13 protein-coding genes are annotated in these 23,928 nt (G+C 66.1%); 4 read left to right on the forward strand and 9 right to left on the reverse strand.

Features of this window, described 5'->3' with window-relative positions; all coding sequences use genetic code 11:
- From RPR59_RS01965 to RPR59_RS01980, 4 genes are all read left to right on the forward strand, one after another.
- Complete coding sequence (locus tag RPR59_RS01965; RefSeq protein ID WP_313916119.1) at nt 1-6,804, forward strand: MBG domain-containing protein; 6,804 nt, start codon at nt 1-3, stop codon at nt 6,802-6,804.
- A gap of 315 nt (nt 6,805-7,119) precedes the next feature.
- On the forward strand, nt 7,120-8,220 hold the full coding sequence (locus tag RPR59_RS01970) for an efflux RND transporter periplasmic adaptor subunit (protein WP_313916121.1): 1,101 nt from the start codon (nt 7,120-7,122) through the stop codon (nt 8,218-8,220).
- Entirely contained in the window at nt 8,217-11,309 is a 3,093-nt protein-coding gene (locus RPR59_RS01975) for an efflux RND transporter permease subunit (RefSeq protein ID WP_313916123.1), read from the forward strand. The genes RPR59_RS01970 and RPR59_RS01975 overlap by 4 nt, the downstream gene beginning before the upstream one ends.
- Nucleotides 11,306-12,724 (forward strand): efflux transporter outer membrane subunit, encoded by a 1,419-nt coding sequence (locus RPR59_RS01980; protein ID WP_313916125.1) that lies wholly within the window; start codon nt 11,306-11,308, stop codon nt 12,722-12,724. Before RPR59_RS01975 ends, RPR59_RS01980 begins: the two co-directional genes overlap by 4 nt.
- A 94-nt stretch (nt 12,725-12,818) precedes the next feature.
- Here the strand turns inward: RPR59_RS01980 and RPR59_RS01985 are convergent, their stop codons facing one another.
- The 9 genes from RPR59_RS01985 to RPR59_RS02025 all read right to left on the reverse strand — a co-directional run bounded on the left by RPR59_RS01985 (nt 12,819) and on the right by RPR59_RS02025 (nt 23,925).
- Nucleotides 12,819-14,207, reverse strand: coding sequence for a PepSY-associated TM helix domain-containing protein (locus RPR59_RS01985; RefSeq protein ID WP_313916127.1), 1,389 nt, complete (start codon nt 14,205-14,207; stop codon nt 12,819-12,821).
- 2 nt (nt 14,208-14,209) lie between these two features.
- Nucleotides 14,210-16,492: a TonB-dependent receptor gene (locus tag RPR59_RS01990; protein ID WP_313916130.1), complete on the reverse strand. Its 2,283-nt coding sequence runs from the start codon at nt 16,490-16,492 to the stop codon at nt 14,210-14,212.
- 143 nt (nt 16,493-16,635) lie between these two features.
- A complete protein-coding gene (locus RPR59_RS01995) occupies nt 16,636-17,028 on the reverse strand; it encodes a hypothetical protein (RefSeq protein ID WP_313916132.1) in 393 nt (130 codons plus the stop codon).
- 186 nt (nt 17,029-17,214) lie between these two features.
- Entirely contained in the window at nt 17,215-19,020 is a 1,806-nt protein-coding gene (locus RPR59_RS02000) for a glycoside hydrolase family 15 protein (RefSeq protein WP_313916135.1), read from the reverse strand.
- Nucleotides 19,020-20,030, reverse strand: a complete 1,011-nt coding sequence (locus tag RPR59_RS02005; RefSeq protein ID WP_313916136.1) for an SDR family oxidoreductase — start codon at nt 20,028-20,030, stop codon at nt 19,020-19,022. The genes RPR59_RS02000 and RPR59_RS02005 overlap by 1 nt, the downstream gene beginning before the upstream one ends.
- Before the next feature lie 31 nt (nt 20,031-20,061).
- Nucleotides 20,062-20,829: a ZIP family metal transporter gene (locus RPR59_RS02010; protein WP_313916139.1), complete on the reverse strand. Its 768-nt coding sequence runs from the start codon at nt 20,827-20,829 to the stop codon at nt 20,062-20,064.
- Entirely contained in the window at nt 20,830-22,476 is a 1,647-nt protein-coding gene (locus RPR59_RS02015; RefSeq protein ID WP_313916141.1) for a GMC family oxidoreductase, read from the reverse strand. It lies immediately after the preceding gene.
- Nucleotides 22,466-23,107, reverse strand: a complete 642-nt coding sequence (locus RPR59_RS02020; protein WP_313916143.1) for a gluconate 2-dehydrogenase subunit 3 family protein — start codon at nt 23,105-23,107, stop codon at nt 22,466-22,468. The genes RPR59_RS02015 and RPR59_RS02020 overlap by 11 nt, the downstream gene beginning before the upstream one ends.
- Entirely contained in the window at nt 23,104-23,925 is an 822-nt protein-coding gene (locus RPR59_RS02025; RefSeq protein WP_313916145.1) for a hypothetical protein, read from the reverse strand. The genes RPR59_RS02020 and RPR59_RS02025 overlap by 4 nt, the downstream gene beginning before the upstream one ends.
- Between the last annotated feature and the right edge of the window lie 3 nt (nt 23,926-23,928).

The raw sequence follows: 23,928 nt of genomic DNA on the forward strand, positions 1-23,928 counted from the left end.
ATGACCCGCAAGTTCGCCTTTCTGCTCGCCACCACCGGCCTCGTCCCCTTCGTCGCTCCCGCCGCCGCGCAGACCTTGCCGCAGGGCGGCGCCGTCGTGCGTGGCGATGCCACCATTGGAATGCCATCGGGCGGCGCGCTGGGTATCGACCAGCATTCGGAGCGCGCGATCATCAACTGGAACAGCTTCTCGGTCGGCAAGGACGGCCGGGTCGATATCCGCCAGCCCGATGCGCAGGCGGCGCTGCTCAACCGCGTCACGGGCGATGCCACCTCGCGCATCGCCGGGCAGATCAGCGCCAATGGGCAGGTCTATCTGGTCAACCCCAACGGGATATTCATCACGAAGAGCGGTTCCGTCGATGCGGCGGGCTTCGTCGCCTCCACGCTCGATATCGGCAATGACGATTTCATGGCGGGCGAGATCGTGGTCACCGGCAAGGGCGGTTCGGTCGCCAATGCCGGCACCATCTCCATTGCGCACGGCGGCTATGCGGCACTTGTCGGCGGGGAGGTCAGCAATAGCGGGCTGATCGCGGCGCCCATGGGCAAGGTGGCGCTGGGCGCGGGCACGCGCGCGACGCTGGACTTCGAAGGCGACGGTTTCCTGCAGGTGGCATTGCCGGAGGATGCGGCGTCCACCATCGGCATGTCGGGCCGTATAGAGGCGCAGGGCGGCAGCGTCATCCTCTCTGCCGCCGATGCGCGCGCGGCGGCGCGCGGCGTGGTCAATATGTCTGGCGTGATCGCCGCGACCGGCGTGGAAGGGCGCGATGGCGCCGTGCGCCTGACCGGCGGTGACGTCGCCCTGTCCGGCGCGGATATCGACGTGTCGGGCGCGCATGGCGGGGGCGATGTCTCGCTGGTGTCCACGCGCAGCATGGCCGTGGATGCGGCCAGCACCATCGCCGCCGACGCCACCGCCAGCGGCACGGGCGGCGATGTGTTCATCTGGTCCGATGGCGACACCAGCGCCAAGGGCACGCTCAGCGCGCGCGGCATAAGCGAAGGCGGCTTCGTCGAGACATCGGGCAAGACGGTCGATTTTGCCGGGATCACCGTCGACACCAGCGCGGCTGCTGGGCGCTACGGCGAATGGTTGATCGATCCGCTCGATCTGATCATCGGGCAGGCCTATGCCGACAGTGTGAGCGAGCAATTACTCGTCAACAATATCACGCTGGAAACGCAGGATAGCGGCCCCGATGCCGGCGACATCATCGTCAATGGCGCGATATCGTGGGACGCAGGCACCACACTGACGCTGAGTGCTCATCGCAATATCACGGTTAATGCCGGAATTACGGTGGCCGGGAATGGCGGTGTCTCCCTGCTGACAGGTCAAGGCGGCAGCGGTGGTGATTATCGCTTCGGCGGGGGCGCGAGCTTGGCCTTCACCGGCAGCGGCGGCAGTCTGTCAATCAATGGTGCCGATTATGCTCTGATCCGCTCCATGGCCGAGCTGGACGCGATCGACAGCACCGGTCTGAGCGGCCGCTACGCGCTCGCGGGCGATGTGGAGGCGGCGGGCGTGACTTACACCCGGGCCATAGTTGGAGAGGATGTTAGCAGCCGATTTACCGGCACCTTCACGGGGCTTGGACACACCATCTCGAACCTCACTATCGAGGCGCCCGACAACGATTATATCGGTCTGTTCGGCTTCGCAAACGATAGCACATTGCGCGATGTCGGCATGATCGGCGGCAGCGTAATCGGGAGCGATTCGGTCGGGGCCATAGCCGGGATCGCGCGACGAGCCACCATACGCAATGTCTATAGCACGGGATCGGTGTCGGGCGATCAGTATGTTGGGGGGCTAATCGGCTTCGGCACCGCGGCAACGGTGACGAATGCCTATACCACGGGCGCGGTGGCGAGTGAGTCTGTGGCCGGCGGACTGATGGGCTACGGCTCCGATGCGACAGTGAGCAATGTCTATGCCACCGGCGCAGTGTCGGGCACCAATCGAGTCGGCGGCCTGATCGGCAATGGCTTCGATGCAGCAGTGAGCAATGCCTACGCCACCGGCGCGGTGTCGGGAACCGACGTTGTCGGCGGCCTGATCGGCAATGGCGGATTTGCCATGATCAGCAATGCCTATTTCGATACCGGAACGACCGGGCAGAACTCGGGCATCGGTAGCGGTACGGCGTACGGCGACCCGGTCACAGGTTTGACAACCGCCCAGTTGCAATCCGGGAGCGCGACCTTCAGCAGCGATGCCTTTGCCGGCGGCACTGGCGGTCTCTACCCCTATCTCGCCAGCTTCTTCCCTGGCGGCGTGGAGACAATCGACGGTACGTTTGCCGATGCCGCCGGCGCAGTGTCCGGGGCGGCAATCCGCTTCTACAGCGGCGGCGATGTGATCGGCACGGCATCGACCGGTGCGAACGGTTATTACTATGCCATCGTCCAGCCCGGTATCCTCGCGGCGGGGCAGGATTTCGGCAGCGTCCTGACGCTCGACCACGGACAGGGCGCCACCGGTGTGCTGCACGCCAGCGACTATACGCTGGTCCCGGGCGGCAACCTCCTGCTCACGATAGGCCAGCTCACGAGCTATAGCGATGGCTCGCTCTATTCCGAAATCGTGGATCAGTTCCCCGATACATTCGGCGGGGCCTTTGAAGCCGACTGGGCGAACCTCGACCCGTTCGTCCACACTACAGGCAACCTGGCGCTCGACCGGGCGTTGACGGTCGCGGATGGCGAAACGCTTGGCCTTATCGCCGGCGGTGATCTGCTGATCGGCGAAGACATCACGGTCGACGGCGCCGGCGCGGTATTGCTGGGCGCGGGCGGCGATTACCGCTTCGCGGGCGCCAGCCTGGATTACGGTGCGAATGATCAGGGCGGCACGCTGAGCATCGACGGTGCGGCCTATGATCTGATCTATTCCATGGCAGAGCTGGACGATATCGACGCGACCGGGCTGGGCGGCAATTATGCGCTCGCCACGGATCTGGACGCGTCCGGCACGACTTATAACGACGCGCTGGTCGGAAGTGCCGCCAAGTTTACCGGCACATTCACCGGACTGGGGCATACGATCAGCGATCTCCGGATCGATGCGCCGGATACCGATTTTCTGGGTCTGTTTGGCAGAGCCAACGGCACGGTCCGCGATATTGGAATGGTCGGCGGGACGGTGTCAGGGCGACACGGTGTCGGCGGCCTGATCGGCGGTGGCGATTTCGCGACGATCAGCAACGCCTATGCCACGGGGGTGGTGTCGGGAGTCACCTATGTCGGCGGCCTGATCGGCGATGGCCGCGGCGTGTGGCTGTCCAATGCCTATGCCACGGGAGCGGTGTCGGGGAGCGATGCCGTCGGCGGCCTGATCGGCCTTGGCTTAGGCGCGAAAGTGTTCAATGGCTATGCAGCTGGAGCGGTGTCGGGAGTCACCTATGTCGGCGGCCTGATCGGCGACGGCCACGGCGTGTGGCTGTCCAATGCCTATGCCACGGGAGCGGTGTCGGGGAGCCATGCCGTCGGCGGCCTGATCGGCCTTGGCTCGCTCGCGACGATAAGAAACGCCTATTTCGACACCCAGACCACCGGGCAGAGCGAAGGCGTCGGCTTTGACACGCCGGCCAATGGCCCCGGCACCGGCCTGACCACAACGCAACTTCAGAACGGCGATGCCACGTTCTCCGGCGATGCGTTTGCAGGCGGCACGGGCGGCCTCTATCCTTATCTGGCGAGCTTCCACCCCGATGGCGTGCGCGCGATTACCGGCTTCGTACGAGATGGCGACAGCAATGCGCTGTCGGCGGCGCTGGTCTCCGCCTATGCGGGCCGCGACGTGCTGGATAATCGCGGCGAAGCGCAGATCGGCACGGCGATCAGCGGAGCCAATGGCTACTATTACGTACTGGTGCCGGGCGATGCGCTCGATGACGCTGGAAGCTATAGCGTCATGGCAGGCGACGTGTCTGACTTCGACGCGCTTCTTCAAACGGACCGTTTGACCAACGACACGGTGCTGAGCGGGAATCTGCTAACGGACAGCGTTTGGCGGATCCTGACCGACGCCCCCTCGCTGACGGAGGCATTCGATGGGCTGGGAAACGCCCCGGGGTCTTCAACCTCGGTGACTACCTTCCATGTTGACCACGAAATTCCGGGTGTCGCCCTGGAACTCTACGCATCCGGGCCATTCACTATCGACGACGAGATCATGTTCTCGGAAGGGGGCGACGTCACAATCGATGTCGCTGCGGGAGACCTGACTCTCGGAAGTGGGGTTCTGACAGGCGGCGATATCACGCTGATCACCCGCGGGGCATTCATAAACGAGAGCACGTCTTACACGCCCCTCAAAACCCGCGATCACCGCTGGTTGATCTATTCCGCCAATCCCGACGCCAATGTTTATGGCAGGGGACTGGACAGCGGCAATACCGCCGTCTGGAACACCGAGGCGGGCGACACGGTGACGCAGGCGGGCAACCGTTATGTCTTCGCCTATCAGCCGACGATCACCGTCTCCGCCGTCGATGCCAGCAAGACCTATGGCGATGCAATCGATCTTTCCGCAAGCTATGACAGGGCGGGTATCGAACAGGGCGTGGCGGGCGCCTATCTGGGCGACGATTACGCCACGATCCTCAGCGGCGCCCCCGCGCTGGCATCCGCCGGGGCGGCGGCGGGGGCCGATACCGGCGACTATGCCATCTCGCTTGACCAGGGAGCGCTGTCCATCAGCGGCGGCTATAAGCTGGCGCTCGGCCCCGATGCGACGCTGTCGGTCGCCCGGCGCGCGCTGACGATCAGCGCCGACGATCTCGGCCGCATTTACGGCGATGCCAATCCGGCGCTGAGCTACACGGCAGGTGATCTGGTCAATGGTGATACGCTCACCGGCAGCCTGGCGACCGATGCGGATGCGCGCAGCGACGTTGGCGACTATGCCATCACCCAGGGCACGCTCACCGCGGGCGACAACTATGCGATCAATTTCACCACCGGCACCTTGTCGGTAACGCCACGCCACATCGACGTAACCGCCCTCGGCGGTAGCTCGATCTACGGCGAGGCTCCGGCCGATCCCGGCTTCGCCGCCACCAACCTCGCCAGCTTCGACACGGTGGCTGCGCTGACCGGCCTTGCCAGCAGCTTCGGCATCGACGGCACCACCGACGCGGGCAGCTACACGCTGACGGTCGACGGCGCGCTGACGAACGGCAATTACGTTATCGACGCCCGCACCGCGGGCACCTGGACCGTCGGCCAGCGCGCGCTGACGATTACAGCCAACGATCTCCACCGCATTTACGGCGACGCCAATCCGGGTCTGACCTGGACGGTTGGCGGCATGGGCCTGGTCAACGGCGACGAACTGACCGGGGCGCTTGCGACCGACGCCGTCATCACCGGCGACGTCGGCAGCTATGCCATCGAACAGGGTACGCTGGCGGCGGATAGCAACTACGATGTCATCTTCACCCCTGGGACGCTGACGATCGATCCGCGCCATATCACCGTGACCGCGCTGGGCGGCAGCTCGATCTACGGCGAGGCCGCCGTCAATCCGGGGTTGTTGGCGACAGGACTTGCCGACTTCGACGATCTATCGGTGCTGACCGGCCTCTCGAACAGCTTCGGGATCGACCGCACCACCGACGCGGGCAGCTACACGCTGATGGTGGATGGCACCCTGACCAACGGCAACTATGTAATCGACAGCCGCATCGATGGTACATGGACCGTCGGCCGGCGCAGCCTGACGATCGCGGCGAATGACCTCACGCGCATCTACGGCGATGCCAACCCGGCGCTGACCTACACGCTCGGGGGCTTGGGCCTGGTGAACGGCGACACGCTGAGCGGTGCGCTCGTGACCGATGCCGAGGCGAGCAGCGACGCGGGTGGCTATGCGATCGGCCAGGGGAGCCTCGGCGCGAACGGCAACTATGACGTGTCATTCACCGGCGGCACGCTAACGGTGACGCCGCGTCATATCGACGTGACGGCGCTGGATGGCAGCTCGATCTATGGCGAGGCGGCGACGAACCCCGGTCTTTCCGCGACCAACCTTGCCGGCTTCGACGACGTGTCGGTGCTGACCGGCCTGTCGAACAGCTTCGGGATCGACCGCACCACCGATGCGGGTAGCTACACGCTCACGGTCGATGGCGAACTGACGAACGGCAACTACGCTATCGACACCCGCACCGCCGGCACCTGGACCGTCGGCCAGCGCGCGCTGACGATCAGCGCCGACGATCTCGGCCGCATCTACGGCGATGCCAATCCGGTGCTGGCGTACACGGTCGGCGGCATGGGGCTGGCCAATGGCGACGGACTGAGGGGTTCTCTTGCCACCGACGCAAACGCGGGCAGCGATGTCGGCGATTATGCGATCGACCTCGGCACCCTGACTGCGGGCGACAATTACGCGGTCACGTTTGAAGGGGGCACATTGTCGGTAACGCCGCGCCTGCTCGCGATCGCCGGCGCCGACTTCGCGCGGACCTACGGCCTGCCCAATCCGCCTCTCACTTACGAGATCGTGGATGGGACGCTCGTCAATGGTGACCGCCTGACAGGCCATCTCGCCACCGAGGCCGCGATCGACAGCCTGCCGGGTCTTTACCGGATCACACGCGGCACGCTGACCGCGGGCGGCAACTATGACCTGCGCTTCGAGCCCGGCACCGCCCGCATTGCGCCGTTGCACCTGGACTTCGTCACAGCCGGCATGCTGCCCTTCGTGCGAGGCCAATCGCCAACCGCGATTTTGCCAGCGGCACAGCCAGATCCCGTCCCCTGTCTGCCACAGCGCTATTGCGAGTGGTGAATGCGTAGTGAGCGCGTGATGCGCTCGCGCTTGTTCGGATGGAAAACGGAGAGAGGAACGGGCGGCAGGTGTTGGGTGTCACCATCTGCGCTGTGAATGGCTGGGATTGGGCGCGAAGCCGCCGGATGCGCGATGCGACCCTTTGGTTTACTTCTTCAAGCCGATCGTCACGACCTTGCCCTTCTCGCAACCGAAGGCCGATCCCTTGAACGAGAATGTGAGCCACCGGTCGTCCGTCTCAAACGGCGCGTGTCGGTAGGAAGCGCTTGGACATGACGCCGCATGGCGTATGTTCGTCGGATGCGAGGCGCAACGGTGATTCTCCTGGCCGCATGCGGACTGGCGGCCGGTTGTTCGACCGAGCCCTCAGCCTCGGCCGAGCCGCAGTCCGTCGCCATCGTGGCTGAGCGGCCGCAGGCGCTGGCGGAGCGCAAGGTAATCGAGGCGATCGGAACCGCCCGCGCCGTCATATCGGCGGAACTCTATCCCGAATCCGCCGGCGCCGTCGAAGCTGTCAATTTCACTACCGGCGACTATGTTCGCAAGAATGCGCCGCTAGTCGAGCTCGACGCGCGACGCCAACGGTTGGCGGTCGACCTGGCCCAGGTCCAGGTCGAAGAAGCGCAGCAACTACTCGACCGCTATCGTCGGATCGAAGACACCGGCGCCCTGTCCGCGAGCCAGATCGAAGAGGGGGAGACCGCACTGCGTTCCGCCCAGCTCGAACTGCGCCAGGCGCGTGTCGCGCTGGCCGACCGCACGGTGCGCGCGCCCTTTTCGGGCTATATGGGCTTGCCGCAGATTGATCGCGGCGATCGGATCACGCCGACGACGCTGATCGCCAGGCTCGATCGGCGCGACCGCCTGTTCGTCGATTTCGATGCGCCCGAAACGGCCTTCGACCAGCTTCGCGACCGGTCGGTCCTCGAGCTTCGGCCCTATTCGCAACCTGACAGCACGGTGCGCGCACAGGTGGAGGCGATCGACAGCACGGTCGGCGACGAGGCGCGGACCTTCACCGTACGCACCATCATCGACAATCGTGACGACACCTTCCGTCCGGGCATGAGCTTCGGCGTGCGGATTGCGGGATCGGGAAGAACATATCCTTCCGTGCCCGAGGCTGCCGTTGTCTGGGGCGGCGACGGCGCCTATATCTGGGTCGTTCGCGACGGTACGGCGCACAAGGTTCCGATCACCATCGCCGGGCGTCGAGACGGTCGCGTGCTGGTCGGTGGCGCGCTCGACGCCAGGATGCCGGTCATCGTTGAAGGCGTGCAGAAGGTCCGGGAGGGGCAGACGGTCCGCACGGTCGCCCAGGCACGGGCCAGATCGGCCGCTGGAAGGGTGCAACAGCCAGACCGCCCCAACGGGCGCACTTCCGGCACCGACAGTGCTACCGACAGCGCGCCGTGAAGCCGGAGCGCGACGATCTGCCGATGCTGGCCGTCCGGCGGCCATGGCTGATCACCGTGCTCAACCTGCTGATCGTCATCGCCGGTGCAGCCGCCTTGTTCGGCGTCGAGGTGCGCGAGCTTCCCGATATCGACCGGCCGGTGGTCTCCGTCACCGCCAGCTTCCCCGGTGCCGCGCCCGAGACGATGGACGCAGAGGTGACGAGCGTTCTGGAAAATGCCGCGGCGCGCGTGTCCGGCGTGCGCCGGATTCGCTCGTCGAGCGAGGAAAATAACAGCCGCGTCCATATCGAGTTCAGCCCCGACGTCGATCTCGACACCGCCGCGACCGACGTGCGCGAGGCGGTGAGCCAGGTGACGCGTGACCTGCCCGAACGGGTTGAACAGGTTCGCGTCGTGAAGGCGGACGAGGATGCCGAGCCGATCATCCGGCTCGCGGTGGCGAGCCGGCGTTATGGCGAGGCCGAGCTTACCACGATCATCGACAACGATATCGTCCCCGAACTGCTTACCGCCGAAGGCGTGGCGAGCATCGCGCAGTTCGGCGCGCGCGAGGAACAGATGCGCGTCGCCGTCGATCCCGTCCGGCTAAACCGCTATCGGTTGACGGTGGGCGATGTCGCCGACGCGCTTGCCCAGGCACCGTTCGACGTGCCGGCCGGCAGCTTCCGGTCCGAAAGCCAGGAACTGGTCGTGCGTGCCGAAGCCATCGCGGCAACGCCGGAAAAGGTCGCCGACGTCACGATCCGCGATGACATTCGCGTCGGCGATGTCGCCAATGTCTATCTGGCGCCCGCCGATGCCGACAGCTTCGTTCGGCTGAACGGACAACCGATCATCGGCCTGGGCGTGATCCGCCAGGCGGGATCGAACACGATCCAGATATCGGACTCGGTCGCCCGGTCCGTCGAACGCTTGCGCGCCCGCTTCCCCGAAATCGCCATTTCGGTGATTTCTGACGATGCCGACTTCATCCGCATTTCGGTGCGCGAGGTCGTGATAACATTGTTCGCGACTGTCGCGGTGGTCATGGCGACGATCCTGCTGTTCTTCCGTTCACTGCGCGCGACGCTCATCCCCAGCACGTCCATTCCCGTCGCCTTGATCGGCGTGCTGGGCGGGATCTGGCTGGTCGGCTTTTCGATCAATCTGCTGACATTGCTGGCGCTCGTCCTCGCCACCGGCTTGATCGTCGACGACGCCATCGTCGTGCTGGAAAACGCCCAGCGGCTCCAGGCCGCCGGCATGGGCTGGCGCAGTGCGGCGGTGCTGGGCACACGTCAGGTTTTCTTCGCCGTCGTGGCGACGACCGCGGTACTCGTGTCGGTGTTCGTGCCGATTTCCTTCCTTCCGTCGGACGCGGGGCAGTTGTTTCGCGAATTCGGCTTCGTCCTCGCGCTCGCCGTCATCATCTCGGGCTTTGTCGCCTTGTCGCTGGTCCCGGCGATTGCGGCCAGGACCAGGCTGAGCGACGAGAATGCCGGCACCGCGGATGGGCGACTGGTGGCGTTCGGCAAACGGCTGAATACCCGCTATACGCGCGCCCTGAAATGGTCACTCGACCATCCGCTGGTGATCATCGTCGCTTCGGTCGCAGCGGCGGGAGCCGCAGGCGCGCTGTACGGGACACTGAACCAGGAACTGGTGCCCGACGAGGATCGCGGTACCGTGGTGGTTTCCGCACAGGGGCCGGACGGCGTCGGCCTCGCCTTCATGGACGCCGAACTCGACGAGATCGAGACGCGGTTGCAGCCGCTGGTGGACGACGGCGTCATCCATTCGACCTTCTCCATCGTCGGCCGATACGATCCCAACCGTGTGCAGGTTACCGCCAATCTCGTGGACTGGAGCAAGCGCGACCGTTCCCAGCAGGATATCGTCGAAGCGCTGCGCGAGCCGATGCGTGACATTCCGGGGTCGCGCGTCGGCGTGTACGGGCGCGGCTCGCTCAGCCTGGGCGGCGGCAACGACCAGATCGAGGTTGCGCTGACCGGCACCGACTATGATCGCATCTACGAGCGCGCACAGAAACTCGCGACAGCGATCGACACACGGTCCAGCGGACTCGCCAATGCCGAAATATCCTACCAACCGACCCAGCCTCAGGTGGCGCTGCGGGTCGATCGCCAGCGCGCAGCTGAGTTGGGCGTCGGTCTCGATCAGATTTCCGCCACCCTCAGCGCCATGGTGGGCGGTGAGGAGATCGTCGACCTGAATGTCGGCGACCGCGCGCTGCCCATTCTGCTGACCTCCACGAACCGGGCGATTACCTCGCCCGATCAGCTCGGCAATCTTTTCGTTCGCACTGCTCAGGGGTCGCTGACCCCATTGTCGAGCGTGACCAACGCGACCGAGCAGGGCATTGCCGCACAGCTCGACCGGGTGGAACAACGCCGCGCGATCGAGGTGCAGGCCGACATTGTCTCCGGCACGCTGGGCGAGGCCGTAAACGAAATCCGGCGGTTGACCCGCGAGGCGGTCGGCCCGGACGCCGACCTGCTGCTTCAGGGCGGCGCGCAGACGCTGGGCGAGACATCGCAAGCGGTACTTCTGACCTACAGCTTCGCGCTCCTGATCGTCTTCCTCGTGCTGGTGGCGCAGTTTGAAAGCCTGACGAGCGGCCTCGTTGTGCTGCTGTCGGTGCCCTTTGCGCTGGCGGCGGCGATCCTGTCGCTGTTTCTTACCGGCATTTCGCTCAACATCTATTCGCAGATCGGGCTGGTGATGCTGATCGGCCTGATGGCGAAAAATGGTGTGCTGATCGTCGAATTCGCTGACCAGTTGCGCGATCAGGGCAAATCGGTGCGCGAAGCGATCGAGGACGCCGCGGCGCTGCGTCTGCGCCCGATCATGATGACGCTCATTTCCACCGTCGCCGGCGCGATCCCGCTGGTCATCGCGAGTGGTGCAGGCGCCGAGGCGCGGCAGTCGATCGGCTGGGTTATCTTCGGCGGGCTCGGTATCGCCAGCATCTTCACCCTGTTCCTGACGCCGGTGCTCTATCTGGTAATCGCGCGCTTCGGTAGACCGCGAAGCGTCGACCTCGCGCATATGCACCGTGAACTCGACGCGGCGGAGGCGTCGGCATGAAGGTGCGGACCACGATCGGGGTCGCCCTCATCTCTGCCGGACTTGTCGGCTGTGCGACAAGCGAACCCTATCGGCCCGAGGGCAAGGTTACCGTTCCGGACGCCTATGTCAGCGATTTCCGGCCCAGCGTCGGTGATGTCGACCTGTGGTGGCAGGGATTCGACGATCCCGCGCTGAACGCGCTGGTATCGCGCGCGCTCGAGCGTAACCTGACGATCGCCGCAGCCCGCAAGCGGCTGAAGGCGGCGCGCGCGCTCGTCACTGCCGAGCGGTCGGACAGGGCGCCGTCGGTCGATGGATATGGCGAGGCGGCGCTAAGCGGCGACACCGACGGCGCAAGCGAGACCGATGCCGGCGCGGGCGCCGATTTCCTGCTCGACCTCGACCTGCCAGGCCGGCTGTCGCTGGAGGTCGAGGCAGCCGCCGCCAATGCACGGGCCAACGCATATTTCGTCGCCGATCAGCGCCGCGTCATCGCCGCCGCCGTGGCAAGCCAATATGTCGAGCTTCGCAGGACCCAGGCCCGCCTCGCGCTTCTCGAGGAATCGACCACGCTGCAACGGCGCACGCTGCAGATCGTCGAAGACCGTTTTTCCGCCGGACTTTCCGCAAATCTTGATGTACGGCGGGCCGCTGCCGATCTGGCGCAGACGACCGCGCAGGCAGGGATATTGCGGCTCCAGCGGGCGCAAGCGGCCAATGCGTTGTCGGTGCTGACGAGCGATACGCCCTCTCCGATTCCGGGAACGGCAGCGTCCGGCGATATCGAACGCCTGATCCCGCGCTATGACGGCGGACCGCCATTGGGGCTCCCGGCCAATCTGCTGCGGCGCCGGCCGGATCTGCTGGTCGCCGAAGCACGGCTGGCCGAAGCGGCAGCCAATGTCGGCATCGAGCGTGCGGACCTTTATCCCAGCCTGGTCCTGCCAGGGCGGATCGGTACTGGGGGTGGCGGTTTTGAAGGACTGCTCGGCAACCTGATCGGCTCGGTCGGCGCCTCGCTCGACCTTCCTCTGTTCGATGGCGGCCGCCGCCGGGCGGAGATCGCCGCCGCGCGGGCGGAGGCCGATGCCCGGTTCGACGAATATCGCCGCTCGGTGCTTGAGGTGCTGGCCGAGGTGGAGAATTCGCTGGTTGCGATCGAAAGCTACCAAAGCCGGATCAATTCGCTCGAGGACGCGATCGACCAGAGCCGGGAGGCCTATACCCAGCTCAACGCCCTCTATCGCGAGGGACTGAGTTCATTGTTCGACGTGCTGGACGCGCAGCGCCAGTTGATCGCCAGCCGCCAGTCGCTGATCGACAGCGAGGCCGATCTCGCCAACGCCGTGATCGATTTCTATGCCGCCGTAGGCAGCCCGAACGGTGAGGCGCTGGAGCTGGAGAAAGCTTGCAGCGGTGCCGACTGTCGGTGATGGCGAGTTGTGCCAGCGACGAGAATTGCGCCGCGGCGGTCTGGTTGCGGTAGACCCCCGTAAGCGGATGCCCGCTGGCAGATCCCGACTGCTGTCATGATGGGAGGGCCGCCGCTTTCGTGGGTACGCCGAGCCAGTCGGCAATTCGCGGAATATGGGGAAGAACGAGCCGATCGAACAGCCAGAGCACGACCAGCGAACCGGCCAGCAAGGGCAGGAGCGCGGCGAGCACGAGGAGGATCGGCACCACGCCCCCGATGCGTGCCGGCACGCTTGCCGGCGGCGGGGCGCCCAGCACATCCTCCGGCTTGCGCCGCCGCCACATCACGAACCCGCTCACCGCCATGGTGATGAGGCCGATGGCGGTGAGCACGCCGACGAACTGGTTGATCCAGCCAAAAAGCTGCCCCTCGTGCCAAGCGATGCCGTAACCCACGACGCGATCCGCGAGATGGCCGTCGGCAAAGCCTTTGCGGGACAGTTCGCGGCCGGTCGCCATGTCATAGGTGATGGTGGTGCGCAGCGGACGGTTTTGTGCGTCCGAACGGATGCTCCACACCATCCTGCCCGGCTTGCCGAGGCGGCCCGGCGCGCCCGGTGGGATGACGATTACCGGAAAGGCGAGGTTTTCCGCTTCCGCTTTCGCCACCATCGCATCCAACCCGATCGGGGGACCAATCAGGGCCGACGCTGCCGGCAATGCCCGCATCATCGCGGCGTGATCGTGCCCGGCGTGAAGGTCGCCCGCGTCACCGGCCGGCGCCTCGCCCGCGAGCGTCCAGTCCTGCGGACCGTTTACCCAGCCCAGCTCGGTGCGGGCCGCCTTGAACGCGCCGCCCCACAATCCCGCCCAGGGCAGGCCGGTGCCGAGCAGCACCAGCACCAGCCCCGAAATCCAGAACCCCGTGACCGCGTGCAGGTCGCGCCAGAAGATGCGCTTGCCGCTCCGCAAGCGCGGCCAGACGACGCCGGCGAATTTCCGCCCGCGCGGCCACCACAAATAGAGGCCGGTGAGCACCAGCACGATCGCCCAGCTTGCCGCCAGCTCGACCAGCCAGCTTCCGCGCTTGCCGAGCAGCATTTCTCCGTGAATATCCTTGTCGATCTCCATCAGCCGGTTCTCGGGGGCGATGCTGCCCAGCACCTTGCCCCGAGGGGAAACGAACACGTCCGTCATCGACCTGCCGCCCGCGAGCGCCACATGGATCATCGTGGCATCGCCCGGCCGTTCGGGCAGGCGGTAGCTATCGAAGCGCGCGCCGGGGAAAGCGGCCAGTGCCGCCTCCACCCGGTTCTGGGGGGAAACCGAGTTCTCGACCGGCAGGTCGTGGAAGGCGCGCTCCTCCCATCGCTCCACCTGCGGCTTGAACAGGTAGAAACTCCCGGTGACCGCGAGCAGCAGCACGAAGGGGATGACGAACAGCCCGGCATAGAAATGCCAGCGCCAGATGGTGCGGTAGAATGCGGCGCGATCGAAGGTCATGGTCAGAACCTCGCCTTGACATCGGCAACGAACGTCCGCTGCGGCAGCGGATGCGAGACGTACGCCCGGTCGTTGAAGATGTTGTCCACGCCGATGCTCAGCTCCAGCACCTTGTTGAGCGCGAAGGACGCGCGAGTGTCGACGAAGAAATATTCGGTCTGGAAGCCGTAAGCCCCGCCACGCTTCTGTCCGAGCAGATCGGAGTTGGGTCGCGTCGCGAAGCGCCAGCCGAGGGAGAGCTTGACCGGCTCCGCCACCTGGTAGCGGATATTGCCATTGGCCCGCCAGCGCGGGATGCGCGGGAATTGCACGCCCTCGGCGCGCGGATCGGCGACGTTGCGCAGCGTCTTGGCGTCGGTCCAGGCGACGTTGCCGTCGATGTCGAGGCCGGGCAGGATATCCCTGGCCTCGATAATCAGCTCGACGCCCACCTGCCGCATCCGATCGACATTCTTGTAGGAACTGACGACCGTGCCGAACTGGTTGAGCCCCTGAAAGCTGAAGATCGCGTCGTCGATGCCCTGGTAGAAGATGCTGGCGGTGGTTCGCACCTTGCCGAAGCCGCGGCTCAGGATCAGGTTGGCGTCCTTCGACTTTTCCGGGCGCAGATCGGGATCGAAGCTTTCGGGGTCGATGATGCCGAGATCGGTATCGAACCGGCCCTGGAACAATTCGCCCACGGTCGGGAAGCGGGTGGCGGTGCCGAAGCTCAGTTGCAAGTCGATGTCGCCGGGAAGCCTGCCCTGGAGGCTGAGCTTGGGACTGACCGAATCGTCGGTGCGGCTGGCGTAGAAGGCGTCTTCGCGGGCGCCGGCGACCAGGCCGGAGATACCCCCGTCGAAGGCATGCCAGCGATCGTATCGGATGCCGCCGGTCAGGGTGAAATCGTCTCCGATCGACCAGGCATCCTCTGCCCATATGCCCCACAGACTCGTCTTGCCCTGGGTCGCTGCGGTGAAAACCGGGTTGGTGGCCGAGCGCCAGTTGGTTGTGCTGAACGTGTCTTGCGAGGTTTCATAGAGATTGGCGTTGAGGCCGAAGGCGAGCTTGTGCGCGCCGAAGCGCTGCTCGCCTGTCAGGTCGCCGGTCCACCATCCCGGTGTGTTCTGGATCGTCTGCGTGCCCGCGCCCGATGCGGCGCCGGTCGCAAAGTCGGTCGACGTACGGCTGTCCTGCCTGGGTATCCAGTAATGGGAGAAGTTCGCCGAGACGTTCCAACCGGCAAGCGGCCCGGCCAGCTTTAACCCGGCGAGAGATTCGGTGCGTCGCATGGTCGAAAAATCCAGGCCGGTGGCATTCCAGACCCGGCCTTCATAGGACACGCGACCCTGATAGACGGGATCACCATCGGCATCGGTCAGGAAGCTGCGCGGATCGGTGAGGTCCTGCCTGGTCTTCCAGATGAAGCCCAGGCCCTCGATCTTCCAGCCGCCCCCGGCGTCATAGCCGATCCGCAACCGCGCCTGGCCTTGCGTGACATCGACGGGCGATGCGCCGCCGAACACCGGCATCGCGAGGCGGTCGTCATCATAGGCGCCCGTTACCGGCGTGGCCGGCGCCGTCCCGGTGGCGCGGCTCAGCAGGTTGTAGGTCATCGATTGGCCGGTATTCTCGAAATGACGGAAACCGCCATAGATGCTCCACGGTCCGTTCTCCTGCTTCCAGCCCGCGCCGCCCTCGATGCTGTAGCCGGTGAAGGTTTCGTCATAGCCATATTCCCTGAACGGCATGACCATGCCCTGCACCGTGCCATAGGCCGATGTCCCTTCGGGCTCCTGCGTCGTCACCGAGATGACACCGCCCATCGAATTGCCGCCATAGCGGGCCGAATAGGGGCCATAGACGATGTCGAACTGCCGCACCTCGGACGGACCGACGACGTTCCATTTGGGCGGATAGTCCCAGCGGTTGCCAAGGAAGTTGGAAACGACGAACCCGTCGACCAGTACGATCGTGCGCGCGCTCTGAATGGTGTTCGCGCCGCGCAGCGCGACCACGGCATTATCGTCCCCGGCGAAGCGTTTGCGCACATAGAAATTGGGCGCGTATTTCATCAGGTCTTCGACATTGACCGCATTGATCGCGTCGAATTCTTCCTTGCCGAGCGAGACGGAGAGGCCGCGCGGCACCACGGTGATCGGCGCGTCCTTCTGGCCGACGACGAGGATGCGGTCATTGGCGGCCTCGTCGGAGCGGGAGGGATCCGGCGAGGCGGCGGGTGCCTGCTGCGCAAAGGCAGGCGTCGCGACCAGCGCACTGGCGAGCGCGAAATGGGAAATATGCAACGGAGATACCCCCGGGAATCTGAAATCGGGTGCAAGGCCGGCCCATTCGCGTGCGAACCACAGGCAAGCGCCGGCGGCCGTCGCGCAGGGTCGAGCCCGGCACGAAAATGCGCGGCGGACCCGACGGGTCGCCACGCATGCGTTCAGATGTTCAGGGGTGGACCGATGGCCGGCGGTGGCGGCGCGGCGAGGCGGTGAACCGTCAGATCGGCGAGCGCCGAGCCGAAGGAAAGCAGAACCGTTGGCAGCGGCAGGACCGCCGCGGGTGGCAATATTGGCGGCAGAAGACTGCCGGCGAATCCGCCTGCGAAGGCACAGGGATGGCGGGAACCCTTATGCTGGTCCGTCGGCTTCTTCTTGCCCAGGTCGGCGATGCCGGCAGGGCCATAGCCGGAGCAGAGCTGGATGACGATCTTGCCGTCCGTCTCGACAGGCATGAAGCCGGAGGGCACGAGAATGCGCAGAAGCAGGACGAGCAAGGCCGCTGCGACAAATATGCCGCGCGTCGCCTTCGACTCCCGAATCCACGCTGTCATGAGGGCATGTTAGAATATTCTCACAGGGGCGTCAGCCTCGTGCCGGACTCTTCTGGCCCAGGAAGAGCCTCGCACCTCCACCTTCCTTGTACTCCAGTCTGGACCCCGCCTTCGCGGGGACACGAGTGGTGGGCTCCGCACCGCCCGAAAGGTTCAGGCTGATCGTGTGCAAAGTTGCATTCGCCTCTATCGGCTGCGGTCGCCATTGCTGCTGCGGCGATGGGCCGGGCCGCCGCCGCCGAGGTTCATCGCGGTCGTGATGAGCGACAGGTGGGACAGGCCCTGCGGGAAATTGCCCAGCAGGCGCGCCTCGTCCGTGTCGAGTTCTTCCGACAGCAGCATCAGGTCGTTGGCGCGCGCGAGCAGCCGTTCGAACAGCGCGCGCGCTTCGTCCATCCGCCCCTGCAGCGCATAGACATCGGCCAGCCAGTAGCTTGCGGCGATGAAAGCGCCTTCGCCGCCGCCGATGCCGTCGTCGGCCGCATCGGCGGAATAGCGCACTACATAGCCGCCGCGCATCAGGTTGCGCTCGACCGCGGCGACGGTCGAGCGGATGCGAGGATCGTCTGCCGGCAGGAACCCCACCAGCGGAATCCTGAGCGCGCTGGCATCGAGCGCCGTTCCGTCGAAGGTCTGGGTGAAGCTTCCCACATCCTCGTCATATCCCCGGTCGCACACAAGGGCATGGATGTGATCGGCCAGTTCGCGACAGCGGCGGCTTCGTTCCGGATCGTCGCCATCGAACCAGCGCGCGGCGCGATCGAAGGCGACCCAGCACATCACTTTCGAATAGGTATAGCAGGCCGGATCGCCGCGGCTTTCCCAGATGCCGGCATCGGGTTCTTCCCAGACAGTTTCCAGCTTGTCGGCGAGCAGGCGGACGAGCGTGGAGCTATCCTCCGTCTTGCCCAGGCCGTGTTCCGCGGCGCGGTACAGGGCGTCGACGGTTTCGCCATAGATGTCGAGCTGGCACTGTCCGGCCGCGGCGTTGCCGAACCGCACCGGCCGGGCACCGTTGAACCCGGGCAGCCAGTCGGCTTCCCATTCCGGGGCCCGGCGATCGCCGCCGACGGTATAGAAGGGCTGAAGGTCGATCGGCTCGCCACCCGCCGTCCGCCGCAGCCATTCGATCCAGTGCGATGCTTCCCGGGTCATGCCGGCCTGGACGAAGCTCAGCAGCGTGAACGTGGCGTCGCGCAGCCAGCAATACCGGTAATCCCAGTTCCGCTTGCCCCCGGAGCATTCCGGCAGGGAGGATGTCGGCGCCGCGGTGATACCGCCCGTCGGCCTGTGGATCAGCGCCTTCAGCGTGATCAGGGAGCGCAGCACCGCCTCCCGGTACGGTCCGTCATATCGGCTGCGGTCGAGCCAATCCTTCCAATAGCGATGCGTGTCCGCGAGCGCGCGGGCCGGATCGACGCGTTCCGGTACGTCATGGTGGGAGGCGAACCAGGTGAGAATGAAGGCCTTTGTGTCGCCCGCCGCGACGGTGAACTCGCTCCTGGCCCAACGGTCGACGAAGGCGATCTCCGCAGCAAAGTCCAGCGCCACCGCATCGGGGCCGGAAATCGCGACGGCGCGCACGTCCGACAGCGACTGGACGAGCGGATGAATCCGGCCATAGTCGAAGCGCAGCGCCAGATCGGAACGCATCCTTGTGCATCCGGAACGCCCCTCGACGATGCGGACGATGTCCGGCGCCTCGCCGCGAATGGGCATGAAGTCCGTGACGGCGACGGTGCCTTCGTCGGTTTCGAACACCGTCTCCAGGATCAGCGTGTGGTCGATGTAGCGCCGTTCGGTGCGACGCACGGCGGCATCCGGGCGAAGTCGCCAGCAGCCATTGTCTTCGGTGCCGAGCAGGGCGGCGAAACATGCCCCGGAGTCGAAGCGCGGCAGGCACAGCCAGTCGATCGATCCGTCGCGCCCGACCAGCGCAGCCGTCTCGCCGTCGCCGATCAGCCCGTAATCCTCGATCCGCCGCCGCGCCATCAGCGGCCCCGACGTCGCCCGGCGAAAAGGCCGACACCCGCCGCGACCACCGCCGCCGCGCCAAGGCCGATCTGCGTGCGATGCGTGGTCAGCCAGAACTCCGAACTCTTGCGCCGGGCCGTGTCGTCGAACCGCCCATGCGCGCCGTGATCGCCCGCCACCGGGTGATAGAGATTGTCCTTGCGGCCGGGTTCGACGGGTTCGTCGCTCTGCTGTCCGCTCACGGCCGTGGCGCCGAGATACCGGTCGAGCAGCGGCGAGGCGAGCCGGTCCCCCCAGATGGCCTGGAGCGTCGGCCAGCCCAGCTTGATGCTCTTGCGTCGATGATGCGCGGCATAATGGATGGCGCGGGCCGGGATCTCGGGCTGGTAGGGCGGGCTCGCCGGCTTGGGTTTCATCGGCAGGTCGGTCTTGATCCAGTCGAATTGCGGCGTGTTGACGCCGGGCAACTGGACCATGGCGATATGAACGTCGCTCTTGGCGGCGAACAGTTCGGACCGCACCGAATCGTGAAAGCCCTGGATCGCGTGCTTGGCCCCGCAATAAGCCGATTGCAGCGGAATACCGCGATAGGCCAGGGCGGAGCCCACGAGCACGATGCTGCCCTTGTTGCGCGGGAGCATCCGCTTCAACGCAGCATGCGTGCCGTGGACCTGGCCGAGATAGGTGACCTTCGTCACCCGCTCATAATCCTCCATCGTCATGTCGATGAAGCGGGAAAGGACGCCGGCGAAGGCGACGTTCACCCAGATGTCGATCGGGCCGAACCTGTCCTCCACCTGCGTCGCGGCATCGTCGACCGCATGATGGTCGGCGACGTCGAGCGGCAGGACCAGCGCCTCGCCGCCTGCCGCCTCGACCTCGCGCGCGGCGGCTTTCAGCCCGTCGCGGCCGCGCGCGATCAGGCCGATGCGCGCCTTGTCCTTCGCGAATTCGCGCACCACGGCGCGGCCGACGCCGGCGGAGGCGCCGGTGATGACGACGACGGGGGGACAGGACTGCTTTGCCATGATTACCTCGCTCCAATTCCGGGTTGCACGATCACCCGCCGGTTTTCGACAGGATGAAGGCGACGAGAAAACCGGCAACGGCGATCAATCCGGAGAATTCGTGCGTTTCCTCCGTCGCCTCGGGGATCATGGTGTCGACCAGCATCGCCAGGATCGCCCCGGCCGCGATCGCCGTCACCGACGCGATCCATTCCGGTGGCGCTCCGGCCAGAAGGGCGTTGCCGAACAGCGCCGAAATGCCGGAGGCAAAGGCGATGCCGCCCCAGACGCCGAAGATGTATCGCTTGCTGCGGCCGGCCTTCTTCATGCCGGCCGCGCTCGAAAGCCCCTCCGGCACGTTCGACAGGAATACCGCGATTACCGTGACCAGGCTGACGCCGGCACCATCCAGCAGGCTGACCCCGATGACCACCGATTCGGGAATGCCGTCCAGCAGCGCACCGATGGCGATCGCCAGGCCGCCGTCGGCTCCTGCCGGCGGCTGGCGCTCCTTCGCGTCCGATCCGGACCGCTTGCGGTGCCGGGCGCCCCGGCGAGAGAGCACGACATTGGCGACCGTATAGGCGAACGCGCCGGCGACGAAGCCGAGCGAGGTCGCCACCACGCCGCCCTGTCGGAACGCCTCGTCCATCAGATCGAAGGCCACCGCGGAAATCAGCACGCCCGATCCCATCGCCATGATGGCGGCGATCACGCGCTGCGGCAGGGACACGGCAAGGGCGATCGCCGCGCCGATCAGCAGCGCCGATCCGCCCACAAGGCCCCACAGGGCGGCGATCCAGGGGCCGGCGGCGCCCACTCACAATTCCCCCTTGCGGCTCATTTCGGCGATACGGTCGCCGGTGCGGCAGGCGATCGCCTGGATGGTGAGCGAGGGATTCACCCCGCCGACGGTGGGAAAGACCGAGCCGTCGCAGATCCACAGATTGGGGATGTCCCAGCTTCGGCAGTCGGCATCGACGACGCTGGTTGCCGGATCGTCGCCCATGCGCGCGGTGCCGTTCAGATGGGCGGTGTCGTCCATCTCCTTCCAACGCTCGCGCGCGCCGGTCGCTTCCAGGCTGCGGTCCATGAAATCGACGGCATGATCGATCATGGCCTGTTCGTTGGGCCCCATCGAAAAGGTGATGCGCGGAATTCTGAGCCCGTATTGGTCAGTCTCGTCGGCGAGCGTCACGCGGTTGCGTTCATAGGGTAGCACCTCGCCCACCATCTTCAGCCCGACCGAATGGTTGTTGCGCGCCATCTCGTCAATCAGCGCCTGCCCCCACAGGCCGCGCCCGCCCGCCAGGCTCTTGGCCCAGACCTGCGGCAGCGGCCCCTGGCTCATATAGGACCAGCCGCCGTGATAGTCCTTGCCCGCGTCGGTGTAGTTCCAGTGTTCGGAAATGGCGAGGCTGGGCGGCCCCTTATAGGAGCGGACTTCGTCGTCGACCTGGCCCCAGGCCGCCTGGTTGAGCTGGGTCATCAGGTTCTTGCCGACCAGCCCGGAACTGTTGGCAAGGCCTTCGGGGAATTCCTGGTTGGCCGAATTGAGCAACAGCCGCGGCGTTTCGATCGCATAGCCGGCGACCACGACGTTGCGCGCCTTCTGAAAACGCCAAGCGCCCTCGCGGTGATAATGAACCCCGGTGCAGCGCCCGTTCTTCGTCTCGACCCTGCCGACCATGGCGAGATCGCGTATCTCGGCACCCGCTTTCAGCGCGCGCGGGAGCCAGGTGACAAGCACCGATTGTTTGGCATTGGTGCTGCAGCCGGTGACGCAGAAGCCGCGATAGACGCAAGGGTGCGACCGGCCGACCGGTGCGGAAAGGGTCGCGATCGGCGTCTCGGTCCAGTCGATGCCGAGCGCTTCCGCGCCTCTGGCCAGATATTCGGCGGCCGCGTTCAGGGGATGCGCGCGCAGGGGATAGCGCCCCCGGTCCGGCCCCCAGGGATAGCGAACCGGCCCGGAAATGTGCAGCGTGCGCTCGACCTCGTCGTAATAGCGCCACATCTCCCGCCAGTCGATCGGCCAGTCGACGCCGTAGCCGAGGGTCGAGCGCGTCCTGAAATGCTCCGGGCGGAAGCGCAGCGACACCATGGCGAAGTGCACGGTCGAGCCGCCGACGGATCTGCCCGAATTGTTGGCCCCCATCTTGAGTGGATGGTCGCCGTCGACAATGCGGTCGTCGGTCCAGTAGAGCTTTTGCTGCTCGCACTCGTCGGAGGCGAAATCCTCCAGCGGCCGCCAATAGGGGCCGGCGTCGAACGCAACCACGGAAAAGCCCGCCTCGGCCAGCTTGCAGGCGAGCGTCCCGCCGCCCGCGCCGGTGCCGACGATGGCGAAATCGACCGCCTCGTCCTCGCGATATTCGCGCATCGGCACCCAGCCGCCCGGCCGCATCACATCCGGCGCGCGCCCTGCCCCGGCACGCGGTTCGCGTTGCGGATCGTCAATTGCCATGGCGATTGCGCACCTCGGCGGGAAGGGTCTGGTCCTGTCTGCGTTCGGAGGCTTCCCAGGGATCGTGATGGTTCGTCGTCAGGCGGACATATCCGCGCGGCGAGGCCGGCCCGCCGAACCCCATCGCGCTCCAGGCGGAGGGATGCGAATAATATGCCGAAACGATGTCCGGGATCAGCCGCCAGCTCCAGAACAGGTTGGCGGGCAGATCCTCCCATGGCCGTGCCCGGACCTCGTCCTGTTCCACGGCAGAGAGCACTGCGTCCTGTTGCTCGTCGGAGCAGTGCGCGAAGTCGGTGTCGAAGCGGTGGCGCGCCTCCGCTTCGATGGCGTCCAGCCCCCGTTCCCAGGCTTCGCGCACCTGGGGCAAGCGATGGTGACGGAATCCGTCGCCGCTGTTGCCGGCGATCTTGTCGAGGACGAGCGCGGTCGCATTGGTCGGCGCCCGATGCTTCGGCTGCGGCGTGATGCGCGCGACGACCGCCCGCAGCGTTTCGCGCTGGCGCTCGGACAGAATATCGGACCGCTCGACCCGCGCCATCCGGGCGTCGATCGCCTCGCGGGTGGGCGCGTTCCAGCTCGGCGTGTCGCGTTTCGCAAGCACGTCGTAGTCGGGAAAGGGTTCGCTCATTTCGCCTGCCGCCTTTTCATGAGGAGAAGGGCGCCGAGGCCGGCAATGGCGATCCCGGTAAAGGCCGGCGGCGCGGGCACCGGCGGGCCGACCAGGAAATTCTGCCGCCAGTTCTTCCACCCGCCCATATTCCGCGAAACGCCATAGGCATGAAAGCCGGCGCCGATCAGCCCCATGGCGGCCGTCGCTCCCAGCAGGGCGGTGGTCACCGCGCGCGGCGTGTCGTCTATCACGTCGCGCGCCATCGACGCCGCGGCAGCCGGAGGCAGTATGACCGGAAACCACATGGCCGGATTGTGATAGGCGCCGCGGAAATGCAGCAGCGCCGCCTCGGCCACGGTGCCGATCAGGCCGAAGCTCGTCAGCGCGCCGATCGCGCGTCCCGAGGTGACGTGCATCGGACCCAGCCTGCGTTTGCCGCGAGCGAGCCGGTCGGCGACGCTGCCGAACAGGCCGGCCATCGTCAGGGCGAACGGCGCGCCTGCCGGAGCGCCGTAGAAGAGGTTGGTGAAGCCCAGGCCGCCCGGCCGCTTCGTCACGTTGTAGAAGTGGAAGCCGAGCCCGATCAGCCCGGTCGCGGTCGATGTCAGGTGGCTGACCAGCGGCCCCGTGCGTTCGCCTGGGCGCGGTCGGGCGAGCCGCCGGCCGTTGAAGGCGATCGCCATGCTGGACGATGCAAGCGGAAGCACCATCGCCGGGTTGCGGAACGACCCGCGATAATGCTCCATCCCGCTGTCGGCCAGCGTCGACAGGGCCAGCATCGTCGCGCCGCCGGCGACCAGCCGGACGGCGAGATCGTCCCCTCCGTCATCGGCCATGGC

This window comes from Stakelama saccharophila, assembly GCF_032229225.1.
Lineage (GTDB): Bacteria > Pseudomonadota > Alphaproteobacteria > Sphingomonadales > Sphingomonadaceae > Sphingomonas > Sphingomonas saccharophila.

Coding starts and splice junctions, on each gene's coding strand:
- RPR59_RS01965 (WP_313916119.1), top strand. CDS start 1: ATGACCCGCAAGTTCGCCTTTCTGCTCGCCACCACCGGCCTCGTCCCC.
- RPR59_RS01980 (WP_313916125.1), top strand. CDS start 11,306: ATGAAGGTGCGGACCACGATCGGGGTCGCCCTCATCTCTGCCGGACTT.
- RPR59_RS01985 (WP_313916127.1), bottom strand. CDS start 14,207: ATGACCTTCGATCGCGCCGCATTCTACCGCACCATCTGGCGCTGGCAT.
- RPR59_RS01995 (WP_313916132.1), bottom strand. CDS start 17,028: ATGACAGCGTGGATTCGGGAGTCGAAGGCGACGCGCGGCATATTTGTC.
- RPR59_RS02000 (WP_313916135.1), bottom strand. CDS start 19,020: ATGGCGCGGCGGCGGATCGAGGATTACGGGCTGATCGGCGACGGCGAG.
- RPR59_RS02005 (WP_313916136.1), bottom strand. CDS start 20,030: ATGGCAAAGCAGTCCTGTCCCCCCGTCGTCGTCATCACCGGCGCCTCC.
- RPR59_RS02015 (WP_313916141.1), bottom strand. CDS start 22,476: ATGGCAATTGACGATCCGCAACGCGAACCGCGTGCCGGGGCAGGGCGC.
- RPR59_RS02020 (WP_313916143.1), bottom strand. CDS start 23,107: ATGAGCGAACCCTTTCCCGACTACGACGTGCTTGCGAAACGCGACACG.
- RPR59_RS02025 (WP_313916145.1), bottom strand. CDS start 23,925: ATGGCCGATGACGGAGGGGACGATCTCGCCGTCCGGCTGGTCGCCGGC.